Origin of the sequence: Candidatus Tisiphia endosymbiont of Melanophora roralis (assembly GCF_964026575.1) — a bacterium.
In the GTDB taxonomy this organism is placed as follows: Bacteria; Pseudomonadota; Alphaproteobacteria; order Rickettsiales; family Rickettsiaceae; genus Tisiphia.
Genome location: NZ_OZ032161.1, coordinates 817,027 through 843,681 on the forward strand (window position 1 = coordinate 817,027; position 26,655 = coordinate 843,681).

At 32.5% G+C, this 26,655-nt stretch carries 21 protein-coding genes; 7 read left to right on the forward strand and 14 right to left on the reverse strand.

Annotation, left to right across the window (positions count from 1 at the left end; translation table 11 throughout):
• Nucleotides 1-10: 10 nt before the first annotated feature.
• Genes terL through AAGD53_RS04035 form a run of 3 tightly spaced genes read right to left on the reverse strand, consistent with a single transcriptional unit; the run spans nucleotide 11 to nucleotide 2,837 of the window.
• Nucleotides 11-1,414, reverse strand: coding sequence for a phage terminase large subunit (gene terL, locus AAGD53_RS04025; protein ID WP_341762280.1), 1,404 nt, complete (start codon nucleotides 1,412-1,414; stop codon nucleotides 11-13).
• Entirely contained in the window at nucleotides 1,411-1,674 is a 264-nt protein-coding gene (locus tag AAGD53_RS04030; protein ID WP_341762281.1) for a hypothetical protein, read from the reverse strand. Before AAGD53_RS04030 ends, terL begins: the two co-directional genes overlap by 4 nt.
• Entirely contained in the window at nucleotides 1,671-2,837 is a 1,167-nt protein-coding gene (locus tag AAGD53_RS04035; RefSeq protein WP_341762282.1) for a phage portal protein, read from the reverse strand. The genes AAGD53_RS04030 and AAGD53_RS04035 overlap by 4 nt, the downstream gene beginning before the upstream one ends.
• A gap of 372 nt (nucleotides 2,838-3,209) precedes the next feature.
• On the opposite strand from AAGD53_RS04035, the gene AAGD53_RS04040 reads away from it, so the two are divergent.
• The 6 genes from AAGD53_RS04040 to uvrC all read left to right on the forward strand — a co-directional run bounded on the left by AAGD53_RS04040 (nucleotide 3,210) and on the right by uvrC (nucleotide 8,566).
• Complete coding sequence (locus AAGD53_RS04040) at nucleotides 3,210-3,896, forward strand: hypothetical protein (RefSeq protein ID WP_341762283.1); 687 nt, start codon at nucleotides 3,210-3,212, stop codon at nucleotides 3,894-3,896.
• Nucleotides 3,897-3,930: 34 nt separating this feature from the next.
• Nucleotides 3,931-4,362, forward strand: coding sequence for a tRNA (adenosine(37)-N6)-threonylcarbamoyltransferase complex ATPase subunit type 1 TsaE (gene tsaE, locus AAGD53_RS04045; protein WP_341762284.1), 432 nt, complete (start codon nucleotides 3,931-3,933; stop codon nucleotides 4,360-4,362).
• Nucleotides 4,363-4,431: 69 nt separating this feature from the next.
• Nucleotides 4,432-4,569: a hypothetical protein gene (locus tag AAGD53_RS04050; RefSeq protein ID WP_341762285.1), complete on the forward strand. Its 138-nt coding sequence runs from the start codon at nucleotides 4,432-4,434 to the stop codon at nucleotides 4,567-4,569.
• Nucleotides 4,570-4,615: 46 nt separating this feature from the next.
• Nucleotides 4,616-5,050, forward strand: a complete 435-nt coding sequence (locus AAGD53_RS04055; protein WP_341762286.1) for a type II toxin-antitoxin system RelE family toxin — start codon at nucleotides 4,616-4,618, stop codon at nucleotides 5,048-5,050.
• A gap of 59 nt (nucleotides 5,051-5,109) precedes the next feature.
• Complete coding sequence (locus tag AAGD53_RS04060) at nucleotides 5,110-6,519, forward strand: sodium:solute symporter family protein (RefSeq protein ID WP_341763414.1); 1,410 nt, start codon at nucleotides 5,110-5,112, stop codon at nucleotides 6,517-6,519.
• A 70-nt stretch (nucleotides 6,520-6,589) separates the two neighbouring features.
• Nucleotides 6,590-8,566 carry an excinuclease ABC subunit UvrC gene (gene uvrC / locus AAGD53_RS04065; protein ID WP_341762287.1) on the forward strand — a complete coding sequence of 659 codons (1,977 nt, stop codon included), beginning with the start codon at nucleotides 6,590-6,592 and terminating at the stop codon, nucleotides 8,564-8,566.
• Between the two features lie 10 nt (nucleotides 8,567-8,576).
• On the opposite strand, the gene AAGD53_RS04070 is transcribed toward uvrC, so the two are convergent.
• From AAGD53_RS04070 to AAGD53_RS04100, 7 genes are all read right to left on the reverse strand, one after another.
• A complete protein-coding gene (locus AAGD53_RS04070) occupies nucleotides 8,577-10,103 on the reverse strand; it encodes an FAD-binding protein (RefSeq protein WP_341762288.1) in 1,527 nt (508 codons plus the stop codon).
• A gap of 526 nt (nucleotides 10,104-10,629) precedes the next feature.
• Nucleotides 10,630-11,904, reverse strand: a complete 1,275-nt coding sequence (locus AAGD53_RS04075) for an MFS transporter (protein WP_341763415.1) — start codon at nucleotides 11,902-11,904, stop codon at nucleotides 10,630-10,632.
• A 168-nt stretch (nucleotides 11,905-12,072) separates the two neighbouring features.
• Complete coding sequence (gene aspS, locus AAGD53_RS04080) at nucleotides 12,073-13,887, reverse strand: aspartate--tRNA ligase (protein ID WP_341762289.1); 1,815 nt, start codon at nucleotides 13,885-13,887, stop codon at nucleotides 12,073-12,075.
• Between the two features lie 131 nt (nucleotides 13,888-14,018).
• A complete protein-coding gene (locus AAGD53_RS04085; RefSeq protein ID WP_341762290.1) occupies nucleotides 14,019-15,992 on the reverse strand; it encodes a UvrD-helicase domain-containing protein in 1,974 nt (657 codons plus the stop codon).
• A 125-nt stretch (nucleotides 15,993-16,117) separates the two neighbouring features.
• On the reverse strand, nucleotides 16,118-17,029 hold the full coding sequence (locus AAGD53_RS04090) for an Rpn family recombination-promoting nuclease/putative transposase (protein ID WP_341762291.1): 912 nt from the start codon (nucleotides 17,027-17,029) through the stop codon (nucleotides 16,118-16,120).
• 356 nt (nucleotides 17,030-17,385) lie between these two features.
• On the reverse strand, nucleotides 17,386-19,767 hold the full coding sequence (locus tag AAGD53_RS04095) for a glycosyltransferase (RefSeq protein WP_341762292.1): 2,382 nt from the start codon (nucleotides 19,765-19,767) through the stop codon (nucleotides 17,386-17,388).
• The gene (locus AAGD53_RS04100; protein WP_341761032.1) at nucleotides 19,764-20,678 is read right to left on the reverse strand and encodes an NAD-dependent epimerase/dehydratase family protein; all 915 of its coding nucleotides are present in this window, start codon (nucleotides 20,676-20,678) and stop codon (nucleotides 19,764-19,766) included. Before AAGD53_RS04100 ends, AAGD53_RS04095 begins: the two co-directional genes overlap by 4 nt.
• A gap of 89 nt (nucleotides 20,679-20,767) precedes the next feature.
• Between AAGD53_RS04100 and AAGD53_RS04105 the strand changes: the two genes are divergently transcribed.
• A complete protein-coding gene (locus AAGD53_RS04105; protein ID WP_341762293.1) occupies nucleotides 20,768-21,904 on the forward strand; it encodes a glycosyltransferase family 4 protein in 1,137 nt (378 codons plus the stop codon).
• Between the two features lie 550 nt (nucleotides 21,905-22,454).
• On the opposite strand, the gene AAGD53_RS04110 is transcribed toward AAGD53_RS04105, so the two are convergent.
• The 4 genes from AAGD53_RS04110 to AAGD53_RS04125 form a co-directional block, all read right to left on the reverse strand.
• On the reverse strand, nucleotides 22,455-23,636 hold the full coding sequence (locus tag AAGD53_RS04110; RefSeq protein ID WP_341762294.1) for a hypothetical protein: 1,182 nt from the start codon (nucleotides 23,634-23,636) through the stop codon (nucleotides 22,455-22,457).
• Nucleotides 23,637-23,869: 233 nt separating this feature from the next.
• The gene (locus tag AAGD53_RS04115) at nucleotides 23,870-25,735 is read right to left on the reverse strand and encodes a patatin-like phospholipase family protein (RefSeq protein WP_341762295.1); all 1,866 of its coding nucleotides are present in this window, start codon (nucleotides 25,733-25,735) and stop codon (nucleotides 23,870-23,872) included.
• A 37-nt stretch (nucleotides 25,736-25,772) separates the two neighbouring features.
• Nucleotides 25,773-26,216 carry a DUF2335 domain-containing protein gene (locus AAGD53_RS04120; RefSeq protein WP_410521091.1) on the reverse strand — a complete coding sequence of 148 codons (444 nt, stop codon included), beginning with the start codon at nucleotides 26,214-26,216 and terminating at the stop codon, nucleotides 25,773-25,775.
• A complete protein-coding gene (locus AAGD53_RS04125) occupies nucleotides 26,206-26,376 on the reverse strand; it encodes a hypothetical protein (protein WP_341762296.1) in 171 nt (56 codons plus the stop codon). The genes AAGD53_RS04120 and AAGD53_RS04125 overlap by 11 nt, the downstream gene beginning before the upstream one ends.
• Nucleotides 26,377-26,655: the final 279 nt, after the last annotated feature.

The window sequence follows — 26,655 nt, forward strand, 5'->3', positions numbered from 1 at the left end:
ATGTAACCAACTAAAACCCTCGTATCCTTACTGTTGCTTTGTTAGATTGTTTCTTTATAAAATTCAAAAATTGACTAACTGAATCAACTATGTCATCATTTTTGCAATGTGGAAAACTTAACAATTCGTTAAGTAGCGTAGTATTAAAAGCCGATTGTTTTGGTAAAGCTACGGCTGAAGATTGGAATAAAGTTAACACTGAGGAAAATCTAGTGATTTTATCAAGTTTTGGTTTTATGGCAACTATGTTAACAACCCCATCTAATCTTAGATCTTGTATAACTTGCTGACCACTTGCTTTATCTTCAATTAATATATATCTAGGACAATATTTCTTGGCTAATTTCTCTACTTGACTCTTTAACTCTGGATAAGTAAGTTTTTGCCTGAACATTGATACAAGATAATATCTCTTATCTAAAATGCCCCAAGAGGTACAAACACTATAATCAGCATTGTCTGAAATTTTAATGGCAGTATCCCAGCTTTGCACGAAATAATCAAATTTTTCCGGCAAGCTCTCATAAAAGCTAATATCCTCCATATTCAATAATATGCAATTATTAGCTATTGGTTCTTGCAAATATTGGGCAGCATAATTATGTATACCAATTTCCTGTTCTAATTTTATAAGATATTCAGGATTATCTCGAAATCCATGTAAGATATCGCCTTTAACATATTGATATTTATAATTATTAATAGAATATACTTGATCTCGTTTAGCCATAGCTGGAATTTTTAAGTGATGCCAAGAATTGGAATTAAGAAGCAAATGCCCACTTAAATCTTCTTCGTGTAATCTCTGCATAACTAATACTATTGCTCCTGTATTCTTATTGTTAAGTCTAGTGACAAAAGTTTGTTCAAACCATTCAACTACTCGCTTTCGCATTTTTGGTGAGTTGATTTGACTCGGGTTATGAGGATCATCTATAATAAGTATATCACCCCCCTCACCTGTTGCTGAACCTCCAACTGACGTAGCAAATCTAAAACCATTATCCTTTGTCATAAACTTACTTTTTTGATTATGTTTTTTACTTAAAACCGTCTTCGGAAAAACTTGGCTGTACCAGTCGGAAGTAAGTACAAAACGACAATCTAAAGAGTGTTTTACACTTAACACTTGAGAATAGCTGGCAGACATGATCCTTTTTGTTGGATCATGTCCTAATATCCAAGCTGGCCATGCCACTCCAATACACACAGATTTTAGAGACCTAGGCGGCATATTGATTATTAACCTTTTAATATCGCCCTTTTGTACTGCTTGTAAATATTCAGCAATAAGCTCAATATGCCAATTGGCTTGATATTCTATCCCAGGATTAATTGTATTAAACACTTTATTTATGAAACTATTAAAGTCTTGTCTCAATATTGCATGTAATAACTTCTTTGGATAAGTCATTGATATTTACTCAAAAACTCGGATATGATTGCTTCATCCTCTTCTTTCACTATAGTGTTTTCATTTAAATTCTCATCTTTGCTGAGCTTATTTAGCTGAATAATTAAATTGACTAATTTATTCAGCGTTTCTGTAATATTTTTCTTAATTATTATCTCGCCCTTGGATTTTTTTGATCCTAGCTCGTCTAGTTCATCTTCAAGGAGGGAAACAATTCTAGCAATAAAACTATATAACGTAGTAATTGTGTCTTTTGTCATAATCTATCCCCACCATCTATTGGTTTAAGACCGACAAGAGACCTTTTCTCGTTCAAAGTCATAAAACTAGCATTCGAGATTTTAGCCCATAAATTTTCGCGTTTTTCTGTTAATGCTGAAATACTATCACGATCAAAATCGATAATAATTTCCTCTTGATACCAGTGTGACAACCAGTTACTTAAGGCATCTGATAATTTATCAAGTAAAGGAATTAACGTCTCTTCCCAAAGAGCTAATCTAGCTTCTTGCATATTACTATAGGTATTATCGCCATTAATACCTAGCAATTGAGGAGGAATACCAAAAGCTAAAGCTATTTCCCTAGCTGCCGAATTTTTTGCTTCAATAAAATCCATATCTTTTGGATTAATGCTCATTTCTTGCCAATCAAGCCCCCCTTCCAAAAGAAGAGGCTTACCAGAATTATTACTACTGGTAAATTTCTCCGTAAGCTGCTCGTGTAGCCTATCAAACTGTTCGTCACTAAGATAACCATTACTCTCTTTGACTATCAACGCTCCGCTTGGACGGGCTCCATTCCTTAGTAAAGAGCTATTCCAACTAGTAGCTTGTGAATGCAAATCAATTGGTAAAGAAGCAGCATCAAGGCAAGATAATCCATAACACGAATTAGTAGGATGATAATTTTTTAAATGTAACACCTTACTCATTCGATTAATTGCTGAGATAGGATAAATTTTCTCTCCACTACTACTCATATATCTATACGCTACTGGATAGTTCTTATCTAATACTAACTCAGTTGCATTGCTAGGCAGTAAGTAAATCTCCCGGGGGCGATTATTCATTAATGTAGCTAAAATATAGGCATTACCATATAACAGCTTACTTGCTATCACTTCACCGAAAAAATCTGCCCCTGCTTTCTCTGGATTAGGTCTTTTCAATAAATTATAAACAGGATGATTTGCTATTCTTGTAAAAGATCCTCGATTATTTTTACTAACTATCCAAGGCACATGGCTTGCTGACTGTGCTATTAAATTCACACATCGATAAACTATAACATTTTTACGATATGCCTCTATACCAACTTTTACATCCCTAAATTCCGAATTCCCTAAAGCAGTAAAATCAATAAATGTATGTGATTTACAGGACTTAGCTTTAAAGATTTTTTTAAAATATTTTGTTATCATATTCACCTAAAATAAATAATAAATATCACTTATAACATATTTTGTATTTGCACTAAGTGTTTTGGTGCATAAATAACTTCCAAATCTTTAAATTTTACAATAGAATACTATTACCATGAAATGTCATCCTGAATTTATTTCAGAATCTGTTGAAACTGGTGTAATTAGGATCACAACTGTTGAAAGTTAAAAAATCGTCATCGCGAGGCGTCGACAGACGCCGTGGCGATCCAGATAAACAGCGAAGCTGTTTTTTTAGAGTAACGCTTCGCGTATCTTGGATTGCCGCGTCGCCGCTTTTTCGCGGCTTCCTCGCAATGACGCCACAACTGTTGAATAGTATAAAGAATTCAAACTAATAGAGTTATATTAATGTCTGCTCAAATAATAGAGTTGTTAATTTTTGCTGGAGTCGCTTTTTTTATTATAAATAGGCTAATTGCTACTCTTGGCTCTACATCAGAGGATGATCCAGCTAAACGCAAATCTTCCTTTTTCGGGGAAACAGGAATCAAAGACGTTACTTATACAGCAAACACTGCTGCTGGCAATATTTTAAAGAATAATTTGCCTCATAGCATGGTAAAAACCCCTCCTATTAACCCTATGGAGCTTGATGGCTTAATAGTTGAAGAGAATTCCACTGCTATAATAGCTGGTCTTGAAGCTATATCGGCTAAACTTCCATCATTTAAAGCAAGAAAATTTTTACATAGTGCAAAAGCAGCCTTGGAACTGATCATTGAAGCCTCTAATGATGATGATATTGAAGATTTACTTACATTGGTGGATAAAAGATATATACAAGAATTTCATATTTTTTCTGAAACCTATGGAGAATTTGTCAATGGCAGCGTACTAGATGCTAAAATTTCTGAAGCTTATACATTCGCTAATAATATTTTCATAAAAGTATTATTCACAGGTGAAAAAATAACTAGTAGTATAAAATATATGCAAGAAGAATGGACATTTTCTAGAAGCCTTATCTCTAAAAATACAGATTGGTTCTTAACTAAGGTTGATCGCCTAGAAGAAGAGAAACAGCCAGTTTCCTAGCTTCTATTGATTCACCCCCAAATTTGAAGATCCAATGAAGTTTCAACAAGAGTCTATTATTTTAAACAATGAACAAGACTCTATATCGTTTGCACAAACTATTGCTAAAAATTTAGAATCTAGTAAAATTATAACTTTTTCCGGTGATTTAGGCTGCGGAAAAACATTTATATGTCGAGAGATTATAAAGTATTTTTGTGGCCCTGCTACTCATATCATCAGCCCTACTTTTAATTTGCTGCAAATTTATACGACATCAAAATTCACGATTTATCATTTTGATCTTTATCGTTTAAACTACTTAGAAGAAATTTATGAACTAGGTATAGAAGAAGCCTTTCAGGGTAATCTTTGTTTAATTGAATGGCCAGAACTAATTGAAAAAATATTACCTAGACCTATAACCAAAATTCACTTACAAATACTCGAAGGTAACAAACGATCTTGTAGTATTTCTTATTTCTGACATCCCTTGACAAAGTGATGTAAAAGTGTTACATTGCACTTATGCTAAACATTAATAAAGCTATACATCATGGCAACAAAAAACCCAAGAATCAATGTAACTTTTGAAGAAACAACTGCTGGCTTACTTTCACATTTAGCCCATCAGGAGCATAAGTCTGTTGCGAGTTTAGTGCGTGAATTAGCTCTTGAAGCTTTAGAAATGTGAGAGGACTTCTATTTATCTAAAGTAGCGGAGAAACTTGATAAGGACGATGTTAAAACTTATAGCCATGATGATGCATGGAAGTAAAATATCAAGTATACTCTTCTGCTTTGAAGAATTGTTTTTTGAAAATATCAGGAACTCGCGTACTCATGTACTAAATGTACACTCCGTTCGCTCGCCCTTCATTTTCAAATCCAATTCTCCAAATCATTCGAGTATATGTTATTTAGAAGAAGTAATAAACAAACACATTCCTTCTCTCTCTACAAAAGCTAAGGCACTTATTAAAAAAGTTATTGAAGAGCGTTTGATGATCGACCCTATTGGTTTTGGAAAACCTTTACGTTACAGCCTGAAAGGTCATAGACGCCTCCGGGTTAGCGATTATCGTATTGTCTATAGAATTGAGCCGAAAATTAAAACAATTTTCATAGTCGCTATAAAACATAGAAAAGATATATATAAAGATGATTGCAGTTAGCGTAGTTTAAGTAATACAAAAAAGTTTTTTTATATTATACTCTGCCACTTTCAATAAAAATAATTAGAATGACCCTTGATAATATTATTGTATTGGTATACTTGCTATCAATACTTGTTGTTGGTACATACTACAGATCTAGACTTATAAGTTTTACAGATTATGCTACCGTTCAAGGCAAGACTAGCAATAGTAAACTATTGTTGGTTGCAACTATTTTTGCTTCATCTGTTGGTGGAGGTGCTACTTTTGGTATTGCTGAAAAAGCCTTTTCCGGTGATTTATCGTATAGCTACGGACTAATACTCACTCTACCAATCGATATACTCATAGCTATTTATCTTGTACCCCAAATAACTAAACATTATGGAGCAGAAAGTGTCGGCGATATAATGGTAAAATATTATAGTATATCAGGTCGTTTTATTGCTGGCACTGCGTCTGTTATGGTATCTATAGGCTTTGTTGCTGCCCAAATTAGTGTTAGTGGTTATATTTTTCAATATATTTTAAAGATTAATTATTTAGAAGGAGTAATATTAAGTTATGGAATTGTTATCATCTACACAACTATTGGAGGATTACAATCGATTATGTTTACTAATTTATTACAATTTTTTGCAATGATAATGGCTATTCCAGTTATTGCCATATGTGGTCTCAATAAAGTTGGCATCAGTGAATTTATCCAACAACTACCTAGTGAAAAAGTGTATTTTATCTATAATAATAATTTTGCCAGTGAGATATTTATTAATACGATAACTGTCATGCTAAGTTTTTGTGTAATGAACTTATATCCTAATTTTATTCAGAGGGCTCTAATTAATAATAATGCAAAAAAGACTAGTACCGCTATATATATAAAATCAGTTATATATGCTATATTCTTAATATTTATCACCTTAAATGGTCTGATTGCCTATAATCTTTATCCCAACTATTCTTCTAATCTTGCATTACCACACCTAATTGATCAAATAGTATCCTCAGGGTTACAAGGCTTTGTGATAGTTGGTTTACTTGCAGCAGTTATGTCTACCGCTGATTCTGATTTAAATCTTACCTCAATAGCCTTAGTGAAGGACTTATTAAATCCTATTTTTAAAATACAAAATCAAAAGAAATTATTGTTAATTGCTAGAATTACTAATGTCATAATCGGCAGTTTTGCAATAATTGTTGCCTTAAAATTTAATAATGTAATTGATTTAGTAATGTTTATTACTGGATTTTGGGGACCACTAATATTAGTCCCTTTAGTATTTGCTCTTTTCAACATTACTATAACACAAAGCATGATGGTTTTATGTGGATTAAGCGGGATCACATCTTTTCTCATTTGGTCATATTTTTTCACTCATAATTCTCGTCTAAAGGGAGTATTTGTTGGTACTATGTGCAGTTTGTTAGTCTTCTGCATAGGATTAATTACCAAAAAGCTGGGTAATTTGAAAGTTGAGCTATAAGCCTTGATAAATAAGGAGTACAGTCGTACGTACAGTTAATGTTATGTCGAACTCTGTTGTTTGGTAAATTATGTTACAAAAATCTAAACTTATAGGTAGTGAATTAATAAAATCTCATCTAGAGAATGCTCCTAATCTTCCTGGGGTTTATAAAATGCTTGGTGCTGATCAGCAAGTTATCTATGTGGGGAAAGCTAAGAATCTAAAAAAACGCCTTACTAACTATATTAAAACTGATCTTGACAATAAAACAATACGCATGGTATCTCTAACACATCATTTAGAATATAATGTTACTAACTCCGAAATTGAAGCTTTATTACTTGAAGCACAATTAATCAAAAAGTTTCAGCCAAAATTTAACATATTACTTAAAGATGACAAATCTTTTCCCTATGTCAAATTACGTTTGGATACTGATTACCCACAATTAATTAAATATAGAGGAAAAAATTTATCTAGTGGTGAATTCTTTGGTCCATTTGTTTCTTCAGAGCAAGTAGATACTACCCTAAAAGAATTACAAAAAATTTTTAAACTACGTTCTTGTAGTGATAATTATTTTAAAAACCGCAAGCGTCCTTGTTTACAATACCAAATTGGTAGATGCTCTGCCCCATGCGTTGGCAAAATTAGTAAAGCAGATTATAGTGAACTGGTTAGCCAAGTAAGAGATTTCTTAACTGGCAAAACTAAGGAACTACAAAAAACTCTGTCTGACAAAATGGAACAATTAAGTCTACAATTACGTTTTGAAGCTGCTGCCGAAATACGAGACCGGATAAAGGCACTGAGTTATATCCAACTAAAATCAACCTTATCTAGTAGTTCTATAAAAAATGCTGACATTATAGCCATTGTTGAAAAGAATAATTGTTATTGTATTCAACTGTTTGTATACAGGTTTGGTCAATCTTATGGAAATATAGCATATTTTCCGTTTCAAACGGATGAAAGCAATAAAGCTGAAATTCTAACACAATTTATCAATCAGTTTTATCAAACTAATCCAGTTCCAGATGAGATAATTATAAATCATCCAATCATTGATCTAGAATTAGTAACTAAAGCTATTAAACAACTTAGTGGTAATAATAAATTGTCTATAATACACCCTATCCGTGGTAATAAAGTAAAATTATTAGAAAATGCTGAATTGAATGGCCAGCTAGCACTTGATCAGCATTTAAAACAATTTGCTAAAAATCAAATGATCTTCCAACAAATACAACAATTATTCAACCTACCACTACTACCAGATAGAATCGAAGTTTACGATAATAGTCACATTATGGGAACATTTGCTGTAGGTAGTATGATCGTTGCGACTAAATCCGGATTCGATAAAAAAGAATATAGGATATTTAATATACCTGTTGCCAAGGGAGATGCCAAAGGAGGTGATGATTACGAAATGCTAAGAACAGTCCTAACAAGAAGATTTACAAGATTAAAAAAAGAACATCCAAAAAGTATATACTCAAATGATTTGGAGAATGGGGACAATAAACAAGGGGTGAGCGAACTAGGCGTACATGAAGTACGTGAGTACGCGAATACCCCGCAAGTATTTGCAAAAACCAATTCTTCAAAGCAGAAGAGTATAGTTAGTTTAATGATTATTGATGGAGGTAAAGGACATCTATCAGTAGTACAAAAAATAATGGCAGAATTCGGTCTTGCAATTCCATTTGTTTGTATGTCAAAAGGACCTGACAGGAATGCTGGATGCGAACAATTTCATATGCTTGGTAAAGAAGCTTTTACCATCAACAAAAACCTGCCAGTCATGAAATATTTACAGATTCTGCGTGATGAAGCACATAATTTTGCTATAAAAAATCATAGGCTACGTCGTTCTAAAGCTATTAAAGTCTCTAGTTTAGATGACATAAATTCAGTTGGTCTTATCCGGAAAAAAGCCTTGTTACATTATTTTGGCTCATATAAAACAATATGCGATGCTACTATTGAGGAATTATCTAAGGTAAAAGGTATAAGCAAAACTCTTGCAAAGCATATTTTTACATCATTACATAACAAATAACCTAATTTGATTATAACTCTTCTATGTAGTTTTTATAAAATTCATTAACAAAAATCATCTTTGGATCATATTTATTCTTTATTGTTTTAAATCGATGAAATTTTGGGTAAGATTGCATAAACTGCAACCTTGTTTGATAAGGTCTATAAGGAAGATAATAACTGCCGTTTAACTGTAAAGCTTTATTAGTTATCTTAATTGCCACTCTGCCTATATCTTGATCAAATTTCTCAGTTTTAGGACCGCGTAATAACATCACAAAGCATAACATATCTTCTTTTGCATAATTTAGCAAAGTTTCAGAATCTCCCTCAATATGTCTCAAGGTAAGATTCATAAGATAAGGGCTAATATCCTTTTGAAGAGTCTGCAAGAAACTGACGAATTCATTAAAACGGTTTATAGGAATAAAATATTCTTGTAACAGATCTATTTTTTTTGGATCTTTAGTAGTATAGACTTTTGTAGACTGGTATAATAATTGATTACGTGATGCTGTTTTAAAAACTTTGTTAACCGCTTTACTTGTCTCAATATACCAACGAATCTTCTTAAAAAATTGGTTATTATAAGTGGAGGCAAATAATAAGCTAACAAATTCATCACTTCCGTTTAAAACGGAGAGAGAAGAATTAGCAATTGGTAAATCATAATCTTCATATATCTTTACAATAAGCCTCTTTAAAAAGTATCTTTTACTAATAGAAAACCTACCGAAGAACATATTGGCTTTTGAATTATCTTTAACCTCTCTCTGAAAATAGCTAGGAAATTCACCTATATTAAAAACTTCTTGTTTCAACCGATATAATCTATTTGGAACTATTTTAAGATCAACATCTATGATAACTCCAAACATTCCATAACCACCTATTGCAGCTTTAAATAAATCATAATTCTCGTTTCGATTACAGTAAATTACCTTCCCTTCAGAAGTTAAAATATGAAAACCATGAATGGTAGAAACCATTGGCGGTTTATTAGCTTGCCAACCATGAACATTAGTTGAGACTGTACCCCCTACGCTAAAATCATAATCTGATTGCATAACAGCAATAGATAAACCTAGAGGATTTAGGAATTCAATCACTTGTTGCCATGTTGCTCCAGCTTGTATCCTCACTAAGTTCTTTCCTAAAAGTTCTATATTATTAAGATTAGATAAGTCTAGAACTATACCACCCCGGCTATAGCTGTGTCCTCCTTGGCTATGCTGCGTTCCTTTCACAGTAATATGAATCTTTTTATCCTGTGCTTTGTTAATTATTTTTTTTATATACTCAATACTATCCTCTCTAGGAATAACTTCGTACCCAAAGATTTCAGTATCATGTAAGCTACCTGTATCACGAGTAACAGGTAAAGCTTGTACTTTATAGTCAATTGATGAGAAGTTGGTGACGTCGTCTTCGATCGCTCGCCTATTATATATAGGCGTCGCTCCATCGCTCCTGCTACCCAATCCTCCTGAATTGACTATAACTACAAAAAAACATGTTAAAACTAAGATGATTGGTAAGATGATTCGAATAATCATTATTGTCTCATAGCATATTTTTAGCCAGTTTTTCTTTTAACTACGTTAGACGTGAATTCGGGATAAGAATTGACAAATTCTTATCCCAAATTCGGAGAAGTTAGGTAAAATAATATAAACTTTAATCTATTTTTTACCTTTTTTTGCATTACTTAGATCTAACTTTAATTTTATAATAATATTAGCCTGACATTTCTTAGTCTGACATCTCTCTTGCATTATATCCTTTTAATTTTATGATTATTATAATCTCAATTTGGTATAAGATATTTAACTCACCTCCTTACGCATAACCCCCACAACTGTTGAAAGTTTACAAATACCTATACCATAGCGTCTATTAGCGAGCGTAAGCGAAGCAATCTAGGAAACAATCTATAGATAATATTACTGGATTGCTTAGTCGGCTTTACAGCCTCCGTAGCTCATGACGTATAAAGAAGCTGTATTTACTAACTTTTAACAGTTGTGGGATGACATTGTTTTGACGCTAGTACTACAACTATAGTAGTATAAAAGATAAATTTTATAAATTGATATCAATTTGCAACTTAATTTTGTTTTTATAATCTTTCTCAAAACATTTTGCCATAAAATATGCTAATATTGCAAATAACATAAGATATATGATTGGCAATAATTGAAAATTTAGGTATCTCATTAATATTAAACAAACAGAACTAGCACTGCCAGACATCAACATTGACCCAATATTATGACCAAGACTTACTGCACGATAACGATCATTGACAGCAAAAGCTTTTGTCATGATACCATGAGAAAGAGCATTGAAAGGAGCAACAAAACATGCTAACATTAAACAAGAACCCAAAGCTAAATTAACCATCTGATAGTTAACGGATATAATAAATAATAGACTAGATACAATAGTACCAAATAAGCTAAACTTAAATACTAACATTTGACTAAGCCGATCTGCTAACAAGCCAGCAATAGGCATAGGAATGGCAAAACATATGGTTATTAAAACTGAAAATGTACTAATAATGAAACTAGTTTGCGGTAGGATCATAGGCAAATATTGTTTCATAAACATAACGGATATTTGATAAGTCGCACCAAATCCACCAGCAAGAAAGACTGCCATCAAAATAACTCGCCACTGCTTCTTAATTAAACTAGCCAAGCTTTGCGTCTTCGCTTTACTGTCTTGATTCTTTTTAAATTCAGGTGTTTCATCAAATGTTCGGCGAAAATATAAAACGATTAAAGCTAAAGGTAAACTAAAGAAAAAAGGAATACGCCAACTCCAATCTGGAAAAATATGGGCATTAAAAAAATTGGTCGCTCCATTCCCTAGTAATAAACCTACAACCCCAGTACAACGAGTTATTGCTGAAGCTGTATATCGGTATTTCTCCCCTAAATGTTCGATAACATAAATAGCCGCTCCATCATATTCTCCACCTATAAAAAAACCTTGCATAAAGCGACACAAAGCCAAAATTATTGCACCCCACACACCAATAGATGAGTATTCTGGTAGGAAGCCTATAACCATCGTAGGTATTCCAATACCTATGATGGTTATACTTAATGCAGTTTTACGCCCATACAAGTCTCCGATACGACCAAAAATTACTGACCCCATAGGTTTTGATAAATATGCTATCGCATAAATAGCAAAAACATTTATTAGATTAGTTAGATAATCAGTGTTTGGAAAGAATTTTGCTGCCATAATACCAGCAGAAAAACCATACAAACCATAATCATAATATTCAACTATTGTACCTAGAAATGCTCCGATAATTTTATTTCTTGTTTTTTTTTTCACTATATACTGCTCATAATTTAGTACTCTATTTAGGCTCTATAAAGGTTTCTATCTAATGAGTAGATTTATAGGCATTTTCGTTCTCGAATCCTCACGTACAGTTAGTACGCTGCGGTTCTGCGAGCGAAAATGCCTATAAATCTACTCATTAGATAGAAACCTTTATAGAGCCTAAGAACCTTCAGTTAACAATTTATTTCTGACTGAAGGTGCTAAGTTAATATTAAGCTCTTTTAAAGCTTTTTCATCAATATAATCAGGAGCATTCATCAATAAATCTTCCGCTTGCTGATTTAGTGGGAAAGCTATTACCTCTCTAACATTAGTTGAATCAGTTAATAACATAACCATCCTATCTATTCCAGGGGCTATCCCGCCATGTGGAGGGGCTCCAAATTTAAAAGCCCTGATCATACCACCAAATTTTTTATCGACAACTTCTGGGGAGTATCCAGCAATCTCAAAAGCTTTATACATTATTTCCGGTTTATGATTTCTAATTGCACCACTAGATAACTCGATACCATTACAAACAATATCATATTGATAAGCTTTAATGGCTAGTAGATCATCTACTGTTTTGGCTGATTCTAAGCTTGCCATACCACCTTGTGGCATAGAAAATGGGTTATGGCTAAAATCTATTTTTTTGGTTTGTTCATTTAATTCATAAAATGGGAAATCTGTTATCCAACAAAACTCAAAACAATCTTTTTTAAGTATATCTAATTCTTCCCCTAATTTAGTTCGTAGCTTGCCGGCAAGTTTAGATGCTTTATCAACTTTATCACTAGAGAAGAAGACAGCATCACCATTTTGTAGATTCGCTAAAGACTTTAAATTCAATAATTGCTCATCTGTTAGAAATTTAACAATAGGTCCTTTAGCTTGCCCATCTTCTAGGAACTGGATGTAACCAAGCCCACTTGCCCCCTCGTAAGTCGCAAACTCTGCCATTTTGTCAAAGAAGCTTCTAGGTAAAGCAGAAGCTTTAGGAGCTGGCACGGCTCTAACAACAGAACCATTTTTTATATTTTCTTTAAAAATAGCAAAGTTAGAATCTCTAAATAATTCTGTAACATCTGCAATGATCAGTGGATTCCTAAGATCCGGCTTATCAGAACCATATTTTAACATTGCTTGTTCATATGGAATTTGTATAAAAGGTGTATTTGATACTTCTTTATCAGAAAATTTGCTGAATATCTCATACATTACCGGCTCAATGGTATTAAATACCTCTTCCTGCGTAACAAAAGACATCTCCACATCCAACTGATAAAACTCACCTGGTGACCTATCAGCCCTAGCATCTTCATCTCTAAAACAAGGGGCTATTTGAAAATAACGATCAAATCCTGACACCATAAGCAATTGTTTAAATTGCTGCGGGGCTTGTGGTAGTGCATAAAATTTACCAGGATGCAATCTACTTGGCACCAAAAAGTCCCTAGCTCCTTCTGGTGAACTAGCCGTTAGAATCGGTGTTTGAAACTCCGTAAACCCTTTTTGCGTCATAAGATGCCGCACGTGAGCAATAACTTGCGATCTTAACATAATGTTATTATGTAATTTCTCGCGTCTAAGATCTAAGAACCGATATTTCAGTCTAGTGTCTTCAGGGGCAGGTTGATCAGAATTGATTAACAATGGTAAACTTTCAGCATTAGACTCAATTATAAACTCACTTACCAATATTTCAATTTTACCAGTCATTAACGAGTCGTTTATTGTTTCATCACTCCTTGCTACCACTCTACCGACAACAGTTATAACTGATTCATACCTTAACCGACTAGCATCATCCATTAAACTTGGATTTTGATCAGTAAACACCAACTGGCTTATACCAAAATGATCTCTAAGATCAATAAAGACTAAATTACCGTGATCCCTTCTTCTATGTACCCAGCCGGATAATTTTACCCTTTGCCCAGCATCCTTTAATCGCAATTCATTACAATTATGCGTCCTATATTTATGCATTCTATATCTCTTAAAATGAAAAGATTATATAAAAATATCTCTATTAAGCAAGCAATTATCTTTTACCTAAAGGACAGCATATCATAAAAATTAACTACACTAATACCATTTATGAAATAATTTTATAAAGATTAAAAAGAAACTTTGTGTTTTGTACCTAAATAATTAAGTTGTTTAGTTGAAGAAGTTCTAACACAAACATTATCTGGTATTTCTCCAAGAAACCTAGAAGGAGAGGATCTTATTATTTCATAAAACATAAAACGACTTTCTGCATAAGTAATATATAGGTCTTTCTTAGCTCTAGTAATACCCACATAGGCGATTCTCCTCTCTTCTTCTAGACCTTTCTCACCCTCTTTTAGTGATCGCTGATGTGGAAACACCCCCTCTTCCCAACCTGGTAGAAAAACTAGATCAAATTCAAGACCTTTAGCAGCATGGAGCGTCATAATGCTAACAGAACCACCAAAATTTGATTCTAATTCCTCATTTTCCATTACCAAACTAGAATGTTCTATAAAATCTTGAATATTATCAAATTCTGCGATTGCTCTAAGCATTTCGTTAATATTTTCAATTCTGCCAGTTGCTTCATCTGTTTTTTCTTCTTGTAGCATCTCAAGATAACCTGATTCTTCTAGTAAAGATTTAGTGACATTAACAGCCGGGTCATTTTTATATCGAAAACTCCAATTATCGATATTACTAATAAATTTGTTTAGACTATCTTTGACTTTATTTTTAAAAGTTTCTGCTTGTAACATCTGACGAATGGCAGCAATAATAGGTATATTATGTTCAACCGCATAATCTTTTATTTGTTTTAATGTGGTATTACCAATAGCTCTCCTTGGAACATTTATTATGCGTTCAAGAGCAAGATTGTCACTATGATTTAAAGTGATACGTATATAGGCAAGTAAGTCACGTATCTCCATTCGTTCATAAAACTTAAGACCACCAATAATTTTGTATGGTAATGCATTACTAATAAACACTTCTTCAAATGCTCTAGTTTGGAAACCTGCTCTAACTAATATCGCAACTAATCCTGCATTATACTTTCCCTCTGTAACTAACTTGCTAATTTCAGATACAACGAATCTTGCTTCTTCTTTATCATTCCAACAAGATATAATTTTAATTTTTTCTCCATCATTTTTATCAGTCCATAATGTTTTACCGTGACGATTCTTATTATGGTCAATTACACTTGATGCAGCTAATAAGATTTTTGAGCTAGATCTATAATTTTGTTCTAATTTTATTATTGTAGCATTTGGAAAATCCTTTTCAAAACGTAATATATTACCAACTTCTGCACCCCGCCAACTATATATAGATTGATCATCATCACCAACACAGCAGATATTTTTTGAGCTACTTGCCAACATCCTCGCCCAAAGATACTGAACAGCGTTAGTATCTTGATACTCATCAATCAGAATATATTTATATTGTTCCTGATAATACTTTAATATTATAGGGTTTTTTATAAACAATTCATTATTGTAAAGTAGTAAATCCCCAAAATCTACTACATTAGATGCTAGTAAATTTTGCTGATATTCGTCATAGACAAATTGAGCCACTTTATGAATTGGTAGCTTAATATCAGATTCAGAAAGTTTATACGGCAATAACCCCTGATCTTTCCAACACGAAATAATAATATGTAAAAGTTTGGGAACATATTTTTTGGTATCTATATTTTTCTGCTTAACTATATCTTTAACCAATTTAAGCTGATCATCAGGGCTAATAATAGTAAACCTACTATTCAAGCTAAAATTCAAATGTTCTGCTTGCTGACGCAAAATTCTTGCTGCTATAGAATGAAATGTACCTATATTTAGCCCATAACAATCAATCATTTTGTTGATTCGATCTTGCATTTCTCTAGCAGCTTTATTAGTAAAAGTAACTGCTAGAATATTTTGAGGTAGAGTTAACCCTTGCTGGATTATGTTGGCTATTCTAGTCGTTAACACTTTAGTTTTACCAGTCCCTGCTCCAGCAAGCACAAGAATAGGACCATGTACATGGGACGCTGCTAGCAGTTGTTGAGGATTTAATGAGTTTAGGAAACTTTGTTGTGTCATGATCTAGTACTACAATTGTAGATTAGTGGAGTTATAGTCAGATAGTTTGATATTTTATTTATAATGATGCCGGAAACATCAAAAACTTATCATGCCAATTCTCAATTTTTTAAAATTTCCATAAGCTAAACTTGAGGTTCATTAGCTACAAGAGTTAATTTTTGGATTTCCTCTATACTCAAACCAGTAGACTCAGCAATGACGTCAATTGATAATCCAGCTTGAAGTAAGTTTTTAGCTATAACAATTTTTTCTCTAGCTGCACCTCTAGCTTCTCCTCTAGCTGCACCTCTAGCTTCAGCAGCTTGCAATTCATCTCTATCGTTATAAAGTTTTTTTTGGTAATAGGAGTAGTTTGCCCTCTCTTCTTTGGTCATTTTGAGAATGTTAAGCTTATCCGCTACTTGGCTCATATAAGGCGAATGATAGTTTGGTGGTACTTTATCATATTTCATGACATGTAGCCAGTCATCAATCTCTTTCTCTAAACGATCATTAAACAAAGGCACTGATATATAAAAATACTCTGGTAGGATGTCAGTAGCATCAAAAACCTCAAAAGTCTCCATATTCTTAATATGCACATTTAATCTTTCATTAGTTTCTATCTCATGAATAATAGTTTTACCATGGTAAATAACTCCATTACCATTTCCTATAGGAAAATAGAGTAGGGATATATGAAATATCTTTATTATTTGGGTATAATCTTCTCTTTGAGCAAGGTTATCAACGATGAGTCTTGAGGTGTTAAAGCAGGCCTTATGAATAAAAGAATCTTTAACATTACGCTCGATTTCAATAATGTATTTATGATGATCTTCGTCTTCTACAATTACATCAGCTAGACTTCTTTTGCTTTTATTATCTTCTTTGTTACTCTCGGCCTCAAGTAAGGCTACTATTTTAACGTCCTTATAACCCTTGGTCTTAAGAAGAGCTGAGATAAAACCTTCTACTATAGCATAATCGCCTTTATCTTTCAGAAGGTACTTAATAGCATAGTCAAAGGAAATTAACGGTTTATCGTTACTCATAATAATTATTTATGTTATTAGTAGTACTCAGTTATACTAAAATGATCCTACGAATTGGATTTGAAAATGAATAGTGAAAAGGCGTAGCGTACATATAGTATAGTTGCGAATCCATGATATTTTCAAAAAACTTCGTAGGAGCAGAAGAGTATATTAATATTAAAGATAATATAGCATAAAATCAATAGTACTACTAGCTTCATTATTAAATTAACCAGTGTGATTGAAGTTAAGTATAGTAAATTCAGGAAAATTTGATGCTAGGAACGATGGAGCGAAGCCTATAGATAATAGGCGAGCGATCGAAGACGACATCACCAAATTCTCATCAATTGACTATAGTAAGATCTATAAATCTACACTGTAGTATTGTGATTATCTTTTATAACTGTCAGCAAAGAGTTTTTTAAAACAAGAGCTTTTTCATTATATTTTTTAATGAAGTCAGGTAGCTTAGAACAAATTATATCAATATTTTGTTGAACCTTTTCTACGGCATTAAATATAGTTAACGGACAGTCAACACGGTTAACCGTTAACATATCACGTAAAAATTCATCATCATAAACATCCGCTGTAGGACCAACTAAGCAAGGCACTCCTAAACCTAGGCTTTCTAAAACTATCATAGGGGAACATTCCGAATTAGTAATGTATAAAGTTAAATTAGTATTTGCTATCAATTTTATTAATTCTTTATGTGGTAAATTCTCAGGAAAAACTTTAAGTTCTACATCTTCCATCATCCAAGAAGCATATTTATTGTTATCAAAAGAGAAATTAGTATAACAACAAACTCGATCTTTAAACATACTTATCGCCGCAAATTGAGGGTAGAGATTCTTGATCCATATGTTTGATGTACTCCATATACCAATTTTAAATTTACCAGGTAAATTTAAAGTTTCTCGGGAAATTATCTTTTTGTCTAGCAGCAATGGTATGAAGTTTTGTAATAGATAAGATTGTACACCATTGGCTATAAGAAATTGTTCTAGACCACTTTTCAGAGTGATAATGGCTTTAATTTTATGCTGCTTATATAAATTCAACCATCTATAAAAAATTTGGCAATGACCAATATTTACCCATTGGGCAGGAGAACCATGCCATAAATAGTAGATATTTAAACAATTATCCCCTTTCATTTCATGTAGCTTCTCTACTAATTGAATATGAACATCAAGCCCTCCAGATATAATTAAGTTTTTAATACCTGTCTTTATAAGTAATTTTGCTATTTGAGTAATAACTTTGTCAGGTAAATATGAGTTAATATAACTTATCAAAACGTTGAGTTTCCCCATAGGAAAAGGAATTGTTTTATCAAATAATCCTTTAGTGGAATTAGCAACTCCAAGAAAAATGCTAGGATAAATTACATAAATATCATCAATATCTTTTTGTCCTAGAGGCAGCGGATCTAGATTTCCACCGTTGCTGGAATGACATCGATCTTGATTTTGTCCTTGATATTTGATTATAAAATTTTTAAAATTATCATAGTCATTTTTTGAAAAAAAAGAATAGAACATAGTAATTATTCGTCTAACAGACAACTTAACCCAAGAATATTTTAGAAGAAATCGTGCTATTTCTTTAAGAAAGGGGGGAAAAAGGATTTTTGAGAGCAGTCTATACGTTACAAAGGAAGAATCTTTATTATTAACAAGCTCTATATTTCTTAAAATTTGTTGTTTTGTTTGTAATATCTGTTTTTTGGTATGATTGTTTACTGAGTCTTCTATAAATGAATACCATAAGTTTTGCATTTGAGTTTTATTTGCAAAGATTTCCTGATAAGATAAACAGTTTTGTTGTTTAATCTTTGCTAATAGTTCCCTTTCAACATTTAATTTTTTTATTGCATTTATAAATCCTGTATGATTCCTGTTAATTATAAATTCATGCTGCACCTCAGGTAACACCTCCCTAGCAATACCTACATCCGTAGTGATAATTGCACAACCAAATGCCATAGCTTCAATGATGGTTAGCGGCGTTCCTTCTTGCACAGATGCTATTAGCAAAATGTCTGTTTTTTTTAAAATCTCCCAAATTTCTTGTTTAGAACGTATTCGCTCATTTTTATCCACTATACATCTTTTGATATGAATTCCATCTTTATCAAGCTGTTCTAGTGCCGGTATAATTACTGTTTTTAGACCTTTATAATCAGGAGTACTACTATGCCAACTTCCCCAAGAACTATTACCAATCCATGTTACAACTAAACTTGCATGATCTTCATCATGACTTGATTCCGCATTATGAATTAGTACATTATCATAAATTACTTGCCAAGGCTTTGGATAATCTATGATATTTGCATAAATATCATATAATCTTTTAGAAGTAGTGTAGTAGTTATCAATAAATTGGAAAGTTGGTAAATTTTTTAATATTTCACTTTCACTTTCAATAAATAGATGATCAGGTATGCTAGTGGTAATGGTAGTATTTAATAATATTTCTCCTGTAGCCTTACTATTACTAGAATTATCTGCTATACTTGTTAGTAATTCTGTCAGATAGCCACGATAGAAAAAATGTATTAATTTAATAGAAGTATATTGGTTTAATTTGATTAAAAAATCCTTATATGTTTTGTAATCACAGCTGTAAATAATATGACAATCATATTGGTCACTTAGTAAAGATTGAACATATTGAGCGACGTTATCAAAAGCCCATCCCCTAACATCAGATACTAAAATCAGGGTTTCTTTTGAATTCATAAATTTACACTAAATAACTCTAATAATCCAGCTTCTAACCCATATACTGGCATATAATTTAAAAGTTGCTGAGCCAATTCTGTGCTGCCAACAGAAATATTTATATTCCCAGCCTGACTTGGTAGATATTTTATCCCTTTGACAATAGCAATCTTATTAATTAGTTGAATAAGTTCGTTTATAGAGTAGGTACGTCCCGTGCAAACATTTAGTACAGGGGCTGAGGTACTCGCAATAGACAAGGCTCTAACACACATATTGGTAACATCTGAAACATGTATAAAATCACGACTTTGATTACCATCACCAAAAACAACCAGCTCCTTACCCTCTTCTACTTTCTGTTTAAATATTGATATTACACCAGAGTAATCAGAACCTCTAAGTTGCCCTTTACCATAAACATTAAAAAGGCGTAAGCCACAGGTTTTAAGAGATTTAAGCTCACCAAAAACCTTAGCTTGCAGCTCACAGGCTAATTTATCCACTGCATAAGGAGAAAGCGGGTTTACCTTACCATTCTCTTGTAAAGGAAAGTCACTTACTGTACCATAAACAGCAGCAGATGATGCATATATAACTGGTATATTCTGTTTACTTGCCTGAAGGAATATATTAATAGTTCCCGTTAAATTCACTTGATGATTGTGATACCAATTATCAATTGATTCCTGTACATTTGCTATCGCTGCAAGATGGAAGCAACCATCAATATTTCTAAATAGTTTTTCTAAAATATCTTGATCTAAGATATTCCCTTGAACAAATTCAACATTTTTATTAAACGAATAATTGAAATTACCTGTTGAAAGATCATCTAATATTACAACCTGATTGCCTTCTTTTACTAGTAAGTTAACAAGATGTGAACCGATAAAACCAGCACCTCCAGTGACTAAATAATTTGACATATGGTATTAGTGCAGTTAATTTTTATGATATAATTAAGTGGGTATTTGCTCTATGGTATTATTTATAGAATTATTATTAAGAAAAGCAAATGAAAAAAATTATCATTTTCACAAATACAGATTGGCACTTTTATGCCCATCTTCTGCCAATTGCTTTAACCGCTAAAATGCAAGGCTATGAAGTTAAAGTGTTAACAGATATTAGTGAATTTAAAGATAAGATAGAACAGCATGGTTTACGAGTAATTCCAATTTCAATAAAGCGTGGAAGTATCAACCCTTTTACTGATTTAGTATTATTAAGCAAGTTAATTAGCATATTAAATAAAGAGAAACCGGATATATTGCATAATTTTACTATAAAACCAATTTTTTATGGGAGTATAACTGCCTTCTTGTGTAGCATATGCTCAAAACAGAAGAGTTTACCGCAAGTTATTAACACTTTTGTTGGTATGGGTTTAATTTTTATAAGTAGTAATTTTTTGCTAAGATTAGTTAGAAGCATTATAGTTAGAATAATATCCATAATAGGATATTATAGAAGCATGCTATTTGTCGTACAAAACGATGATGATTTAGCTTTACTGGTAAAATTAGCTATAGCACCCAAAAATTTAATTGTTAAACAATGCAGCGTTGGTATAGAAACTGAAAAGTTTCCTTTTCTTCTAGAACCACTAGGTAGTAAAATAGTGGTGGCATTGGTAGCTAGAATGATTGTTGATAAAGGTATATATGAATTTATATATGCTGCAAAAATATTAAAACAAAAAGGTATAGATGCTGAGTTTTGGTTAGTTGGCGAACCTGACAAAGATAATAAGCAATCAATAGCACAATCAATATTAGAAGACTATCAAAATCTAGGATATATCAAATATCTTGGTTATCAGAAAAATATAGAAAAAATATGGAAAAAAGCACATATTGCAGCATTACCTTCCTACCGTGAAGGGCTAAGCCGTAGTCTTTTAGAGGCTGGGGCATATGGTAGAGCCATTATTACTACTGATGTCCCAGGTGGTAGAGAATTAATACAAGACCAAATAAACGGATTATTAGTTAAACCGCAAAATACAGAAGATTTAGCAAGAGCTATGGAGCTATTAATCACTATGCCTCTACTTAGAAAACACCTAGGTAAAAAAATTCGACAAGATATTTTAGAAAAATATGATTGCCAATTAATATCCGAGAAGATGACTAATTTTTATATAAACTAATTTTTAGATTTGGTATACTCGGTGAACTCCAAGAATTGGCGTTCCCGCGACCAAAGATCTGCGCTGCTCCGTTACTCATGTACGCTACGCCGCTCGACTTTGCTACTGCCTAGCTCTTCTTGAAGTTATACTATCGTCTACCAACTCTTCATTTACGAGCAGTATATCACAATTTAACAATAAACCAAGTAGTAGCATAAATGGCAGTTTTAATGGATGGCAAGAAACTAAGGCAGGTTTTTAAAAACTTATGGGTAAAACCCCAATTCGGGATAAGAATTAGTTAATTCTTATCCCGAATTGGCTTTAATACAAGGAAAAATGCATTCTTAAAGCGGTTTTGCGAATGCATTTTAAACCTTTCTAAAGCTAAAAACATGATTTTAATCTTTTAAAATCATGTTTTTAGCAAAATATTAATTTAACAATCAGATGCAGAGCCGTCTCAAATCTGATTGTTTCAATAATTTTACCGAATTTGGGATAAGAATTGACAAATTCTTATCCCGAATTCGCGTGTAAAGATATGATGTGTACAATGATGACTATATTATAAAAAATCTTCAGACACTGTATCAATTTCACCTGCAATAGGAAGCGATTCAGCTTGCTGTGGGTCACAATTGTTATAAACTGTATCTGAATTTTCATCTGAAGTAATGGATTTTGATTCAGTGTCCTTTGTTACATTTTTTGAAAAAATTGAATATCCTGCTACACTATTACGCTCAACAAGATACTTGGTCTCACTGCGAATATTCTTAAATTTTTTTTCTAGGACTTCTAATAAAGGGTTACACTCAGGCAGGCTATCATAGCTGCTTGCAGAGAGATACAACCATGCTCCAGTATTAATATTTGGATCATCTATAGCTTTCCCTAAAGTTTGAAGAAATCCTACACTATTGAATCCCGCAGTTTTAATTAACTCACTGAAAATATAGCTAAACACATATACGTCACAATCTCTAACATGATGAGTGCTAAGAACATAAAGAGAACTAATATCATAATGACTCTTAAAAAGCGTTTCACACTTCTCAACATTACCTGTCTTTATTGCATCTAACAAATCTTTCTTAGAGCTAAAACTTGAAAATAAATTACTTGTATCAGTGGGTTCTTCAATTCTAAAATTTTCTAAGTCCGCTATTTTTAACATTGTATTAGCAGCAATATCTGAATTTTCATCTGAAGTAATGGATTTTGATTCAGTGTCCTTTGTTGCATTTTTTGAAAAAATTGAATATCCTGCTACACTATTACGCTCAACAAGATACTTGGTCTCACTGCGAATATTCTTAAATTTTTTTTCTAGGACTTCTAGGACATTTAATAAAGGGTTACACTCAGGCAGGCTATCATAGCTGCTTACAGAGAGATACAACCATGCTCCAGTATTAATATTTGGATCATCTATAGCTTTCCCTAAAGTTTGAAGAAATCCTACACTATTGAATCCCGCAGTTTTAATTAACTCACTGAGAATATAGCTAAACACATATACGTCACAATCTCTAACATGATGAGTGCTAAGAACATAAAGAGAACTAATATCATAATGACTCTTAAAAAGCGTTTCACACTTCTCAACATTACCTGTCTTTATTGCATCTAACAAATCTTTCTTAGAGCTAAAACTTGAAAATAAATTACTTGTATCAGTGGGTTCTTCAATTCTAAAATTTTCTAAGTCCGCTTTAAACTCGTTTATATTTACTACTTCCAACATAATATACCTTTATTAATTTCATTTAAATGCTCATCTCCCAAATCTACATATTCTAGTTCTTTCTCTATCCACTTTAGCATCTTCTTTTATCAACCTATTATTTGTTTACTTGGTTGATATTTATACACTATTCTTCTACTACTTACAACTTATGGGTAAAGATATGACTATATGTACACCTAGCATGCTCACCATTCATTTTCAAGTCCAATTCGTAGGATCATTTGAGTATATCATCCCCCCTTAGTCTGCCCTACTCCCTTTCCTCCACTACTAACTCGAAATGCCTCACTTTTATTTTTACCTAGAAAATCTTTAAAATCTTCTTTTGTAAACTTAAATTCAGTAATATTCTTTGCTGGACTTTTACTTGTATCAAATCTCTGATCTTGTTTTTTATCAATAGCTAATAATTCTACAAAATCATTTTTAATTTTACTCGGTGTTGTTGGATTATTTAAGGTCTTAATCAGTGATTCTATAGACTTGGTATCATTTCTAAGTTCATTATTGCGTGCAGTTGCTGCAACTATTACATACTCTTTTAATACAGCCTTGTTATCTTTTCCCTTCCAGCGTTCTTCCGTACAAAAAGATAACAATGTGTCAGCTTTGTCTTGATGATTTCGCATAACATCACGATCTTGCCAAGAGTTCTTTTTTTTAGTTTCTTCCGCTGGAGCTATATGATCTAATAGCTTATTAAAAAAAGTTTTATTCAAATTTTCATTATCATAAACTTCATAAACATTTAGGAAAAATTTTTGTTGTTCAAATGCTTTATCTACCCCTTTACCAAGTTCAAAATTATCTAAATACTCCAAAGTCTGAAAACGACCTTTAATATGTAAATAACCTGCATATTTTTCAGCATCATCAAAGCTGAGAGTAGATATACCTTGAGTATCTAATGTAACCGTATTTAATGCATTTTCACGTAAATCATCAAAAGTCTTTTCATTAGTTTTTGTGTATATAAAATTTCCACCAACTTTAGCTAGCATTTTATATACTACATCAAGTAAAAATTTCACTAGGACATTTGGACCTTCAAAATTCTTGGCACTATATATAGCAATATTTGCTGAATCATCCATACCACTACCGAAGGCAAGAGCTAAAACCCTACCTTGCTTTTTTGCTAGGGTAACATTCTCAAAACCATCCAACTCTTCCGCAACATCGACTTTACTGTCATTTTCAGGGAAATAGCCTATAGGAGTATTGTCTCTATACCCCCCATCGACATACTCGACACCATCAATTTTTACAGGTTGAAAAACTAAAGGAAGAGAAGCGGAAGCATGGCAAGCTCTAGCAATTGGAACATCAGGAGTATTTTCAGCACTAAAAATTTGTAAAGTACTATCATCTCGCCTTACTGCAGTAATTAATAAGTCTTTAAATTGCACTGGATCAAGAAGTCTTAAAAGAGCTAAATCCTTAAAAAGGAGTTCACCACCCTTTTGACATTTGTTTATTAATTCAATGAATTCTTTACCATTAGATTCTATTATAGCTTGAATTTTCTTGGATTGTTTTTTAAAATCTTGTTCCTGAAAATCTAAACCTCGAATATTTTCATTTATATCAGCAATCTGCTGACTATTATTATCATCTTGTTGTTTTAATGTTTCAATCTTATTTAAAAGATCTTGCCTTTTTTTGTCTAACTCTCTCAGTTCTTCTGAAATCCTTTCATGTCTCACTGTAGCAAGTTCCACAAAATTCTTGCCCTTTAAAAAGTTATAAGCACCTTTTCTTATAGTCTTATCTACAAGCTCGTATAATGGAGTACCATCTTTACTAAGCGGCACCGGACCAATTGAAAATCCTTGAGTCCCAAGTAAATCTTTGAAGTTTGTATTTTTTGAAATAGCTTCATATTCTTTAGGTGGTATACCAAATGCAGTCACTGCAGCAGCTATTGCCCCTGCCGATGATCCTGCAACTGCTTCTACTCCTTCAATTACTTTAGATTCATTCAAGCCCTCATAAACACCAGAATATCCAGCCCCCTTAGCTCCACCACCACTAAAAACCACATATTTAAAAGGACTTTGCTGCCTTTCTTGCATTTCTTTTTGTAATTTACTCATAATCTTTACTCAATTATTATAAAATTCTTATATAATTTCACCTTCTAGTATAGTCTTTCCGCTTAGTAAATTTAGCAGAAGACAAGAATACTCCAGTTCCTATGCCTAACAATACTGAAACAGTGAAAATACTGGCAATCATAAAATGCCCCAACACAGCCAAAACTACAGTAGTAATACAGACCATTATCATGAATATAATACTACTTATTCTACCTTTTTTTGTTACGCTTTCATAAACCTCAATACTTTTAATATCCATCTGATGTCTATGTACTTGCTCTTTTTCTGCCATGGCAATTAGCTTTATCAATGTTCCTGGATAAATATTTTCATATTCTGCCATTAAATCTACAGGTGGCAAAACATGTGCAAACTTCTTACTATAGAAGCTATTATCAGACTCCTTAGGATTACTAACTTTTAAATATCCTTTGTTCAACCTATTGTTATTAGCAAAAAAACTTTTACTATCTTTCATATTCTTTTCTTATTTCTTGAAATGTTGAATTAATATCTTTTTCTACCCTAATAAAGTATTCAAGTAAATCTATCTCTGGCTTTTTTCTTACTGTCGTTTGAGATATTTTAAATACACTAAAAAAGCCTATTAGGAAATGTCTTACAAATTCTTTATTCATTTATTCTCATATTAAATTTATTAACTTATTACTATCAAATTCAGGTTAACTAGGTGATTATAACAAAGCTTTAAGAAAAAAGGGAGAAATAATCTTTAGTTTTGATAAAAATTATTTTTTAACCTCAAGTATCGATGTAATAAATTATATAGTAGGCTCAATTAATCATCGCCATTAGGGGGGATGTCACCGCCATTATGTCATCCCAGCGAAAGCTGGGATGACATCAACCCACAACTACTTGAAAGTTAAAAAATCGTCTATTAGCGAGGAGACCGT

Coding starts and splice junctions, on each gene's coding strand:
- terL (WP_341762280.1), bottom strand. CDS start 1,414: ATGACTTATCCAAAGAAGTTATTACATGCAATATTGAGACAAGACTTT.
- AAGD53_RS04030 (WP_341762281.1), bottom strand. CDS start 1,674: ATGACAAAAGACACAATTACTACGTTATATAGTTTTATTGCTAGAATT.
- AAGD53_RS04035 (WP_341762282.1), bottom strand. CDS start 2,837: ATGATAACAAAATATTTTAAAAAAATCTTTAAAGCTAAGTCCTGTAAA.
- AAGD53_RS04040 (WP_341762283.1), top strand. CDS start 3,210: ATGTCTGCTCAAATAATAGAGTTGTTAATTTTTGCTGGAGTCGCTTTT.
- tsaE (WP_341762284.1), top strand. CDS start 3,931: ATGAAGTTTCAACAAGAGTCTATTATTTTAAACAATGAACAAGACTCT.
- AAGD53_RS04050 (WP_341762285.1), top strand. CDS start 4,432: ATGGCAACAAAAAACCCAAGAATCAATGTAACTTTTGAAGAAACAACT.
- AAGD53_RS04055 (WP_341762286.1), top strand. CDS start 4,616: ATGTTAAAACTTATAGCCATGATGATGCATGGAAGTAAAATATCAAGT.
- uvrC (WP_341762287.1), top strand. CDS start 6,590: ATGTTACAAAAATCTAAACTTATAGGTAGTGAATTAATAAAATCTCAT.
- AAGD53_RS04070 (WP_341762288.1), bottom strand. CDS start 10,103: ATGATTATTCGAATCATCTTACCAATCATCTTAGTTTTAACATGTTTT.
- aspS (WP_341762289.1), bottom strand. CDS start 13,887: ATGCATAAATATAGGACGCATAATTGTAATGAATTGCGATTAAAGGAT.
- AAGD53_RS04085 (WP_341762290.1), bottom strand. CDS start 15,992: ATGACACAACAAAGTTTCCTAAACTCATTAAATCCTCAACAACTGCTA.
- AAGD53_RS04090 (WP_341762291.1), bottom strand. CDS start 17,029: ATGAGTAACGATAAACCGTTAATTTCCTTTGACTATGCTATTAAGTAC.
- AAGD53_RS04095 (WP_341762292.1), bottom strand. CDS start 19,767: ATGAATTCAAAAGAAACCCTGATTTTAGTATCTGATGTTAGGGGATGG.
- AAGD53_RS04100 (WP_341761032.1), bottom strand. CDS start 20,678: ATGTCAAATTATTTAGTCACTGGAGGTGCTGGTTTTATCGGTTCACAT.
- AAGD53_RS04105 (WP_341762293.1), top strand. CDS start 20,768: ATGAAAAAAATTATCATTTTCACAAATACAGATTGGCACTTTTATGCC.
- AAGD53_RS04110 (WP_341762294.1), bottom strand. CDS start 23,636: ATGTTGGAAGTAGTAAATATAAACGAGTTTAAAGCGGACTTAGAAAAT.
- AAGD53_RS04115 (WP_341762295.1), bottom strand. CDS start 25,735: ATGAGTAAATTACAAAAAGAAATGCAAGAAAGGCAGCAAAGTCCTTTT.
- AAGD53_RS04120 (WP_410521091.1), bottom strand. CDS start 26,216: ATGAAAGATAGTAAAAGTTTTTTTGCTAATAACAATAGGTTGAACAAA.
- AAGD53_RS04125 (WP_341762296.1), bottom strand. CDS start 26,376: ATGAATAAAGAATTTGTAAGACATTTCCTAATAGGCTTTTTTAGTGTA.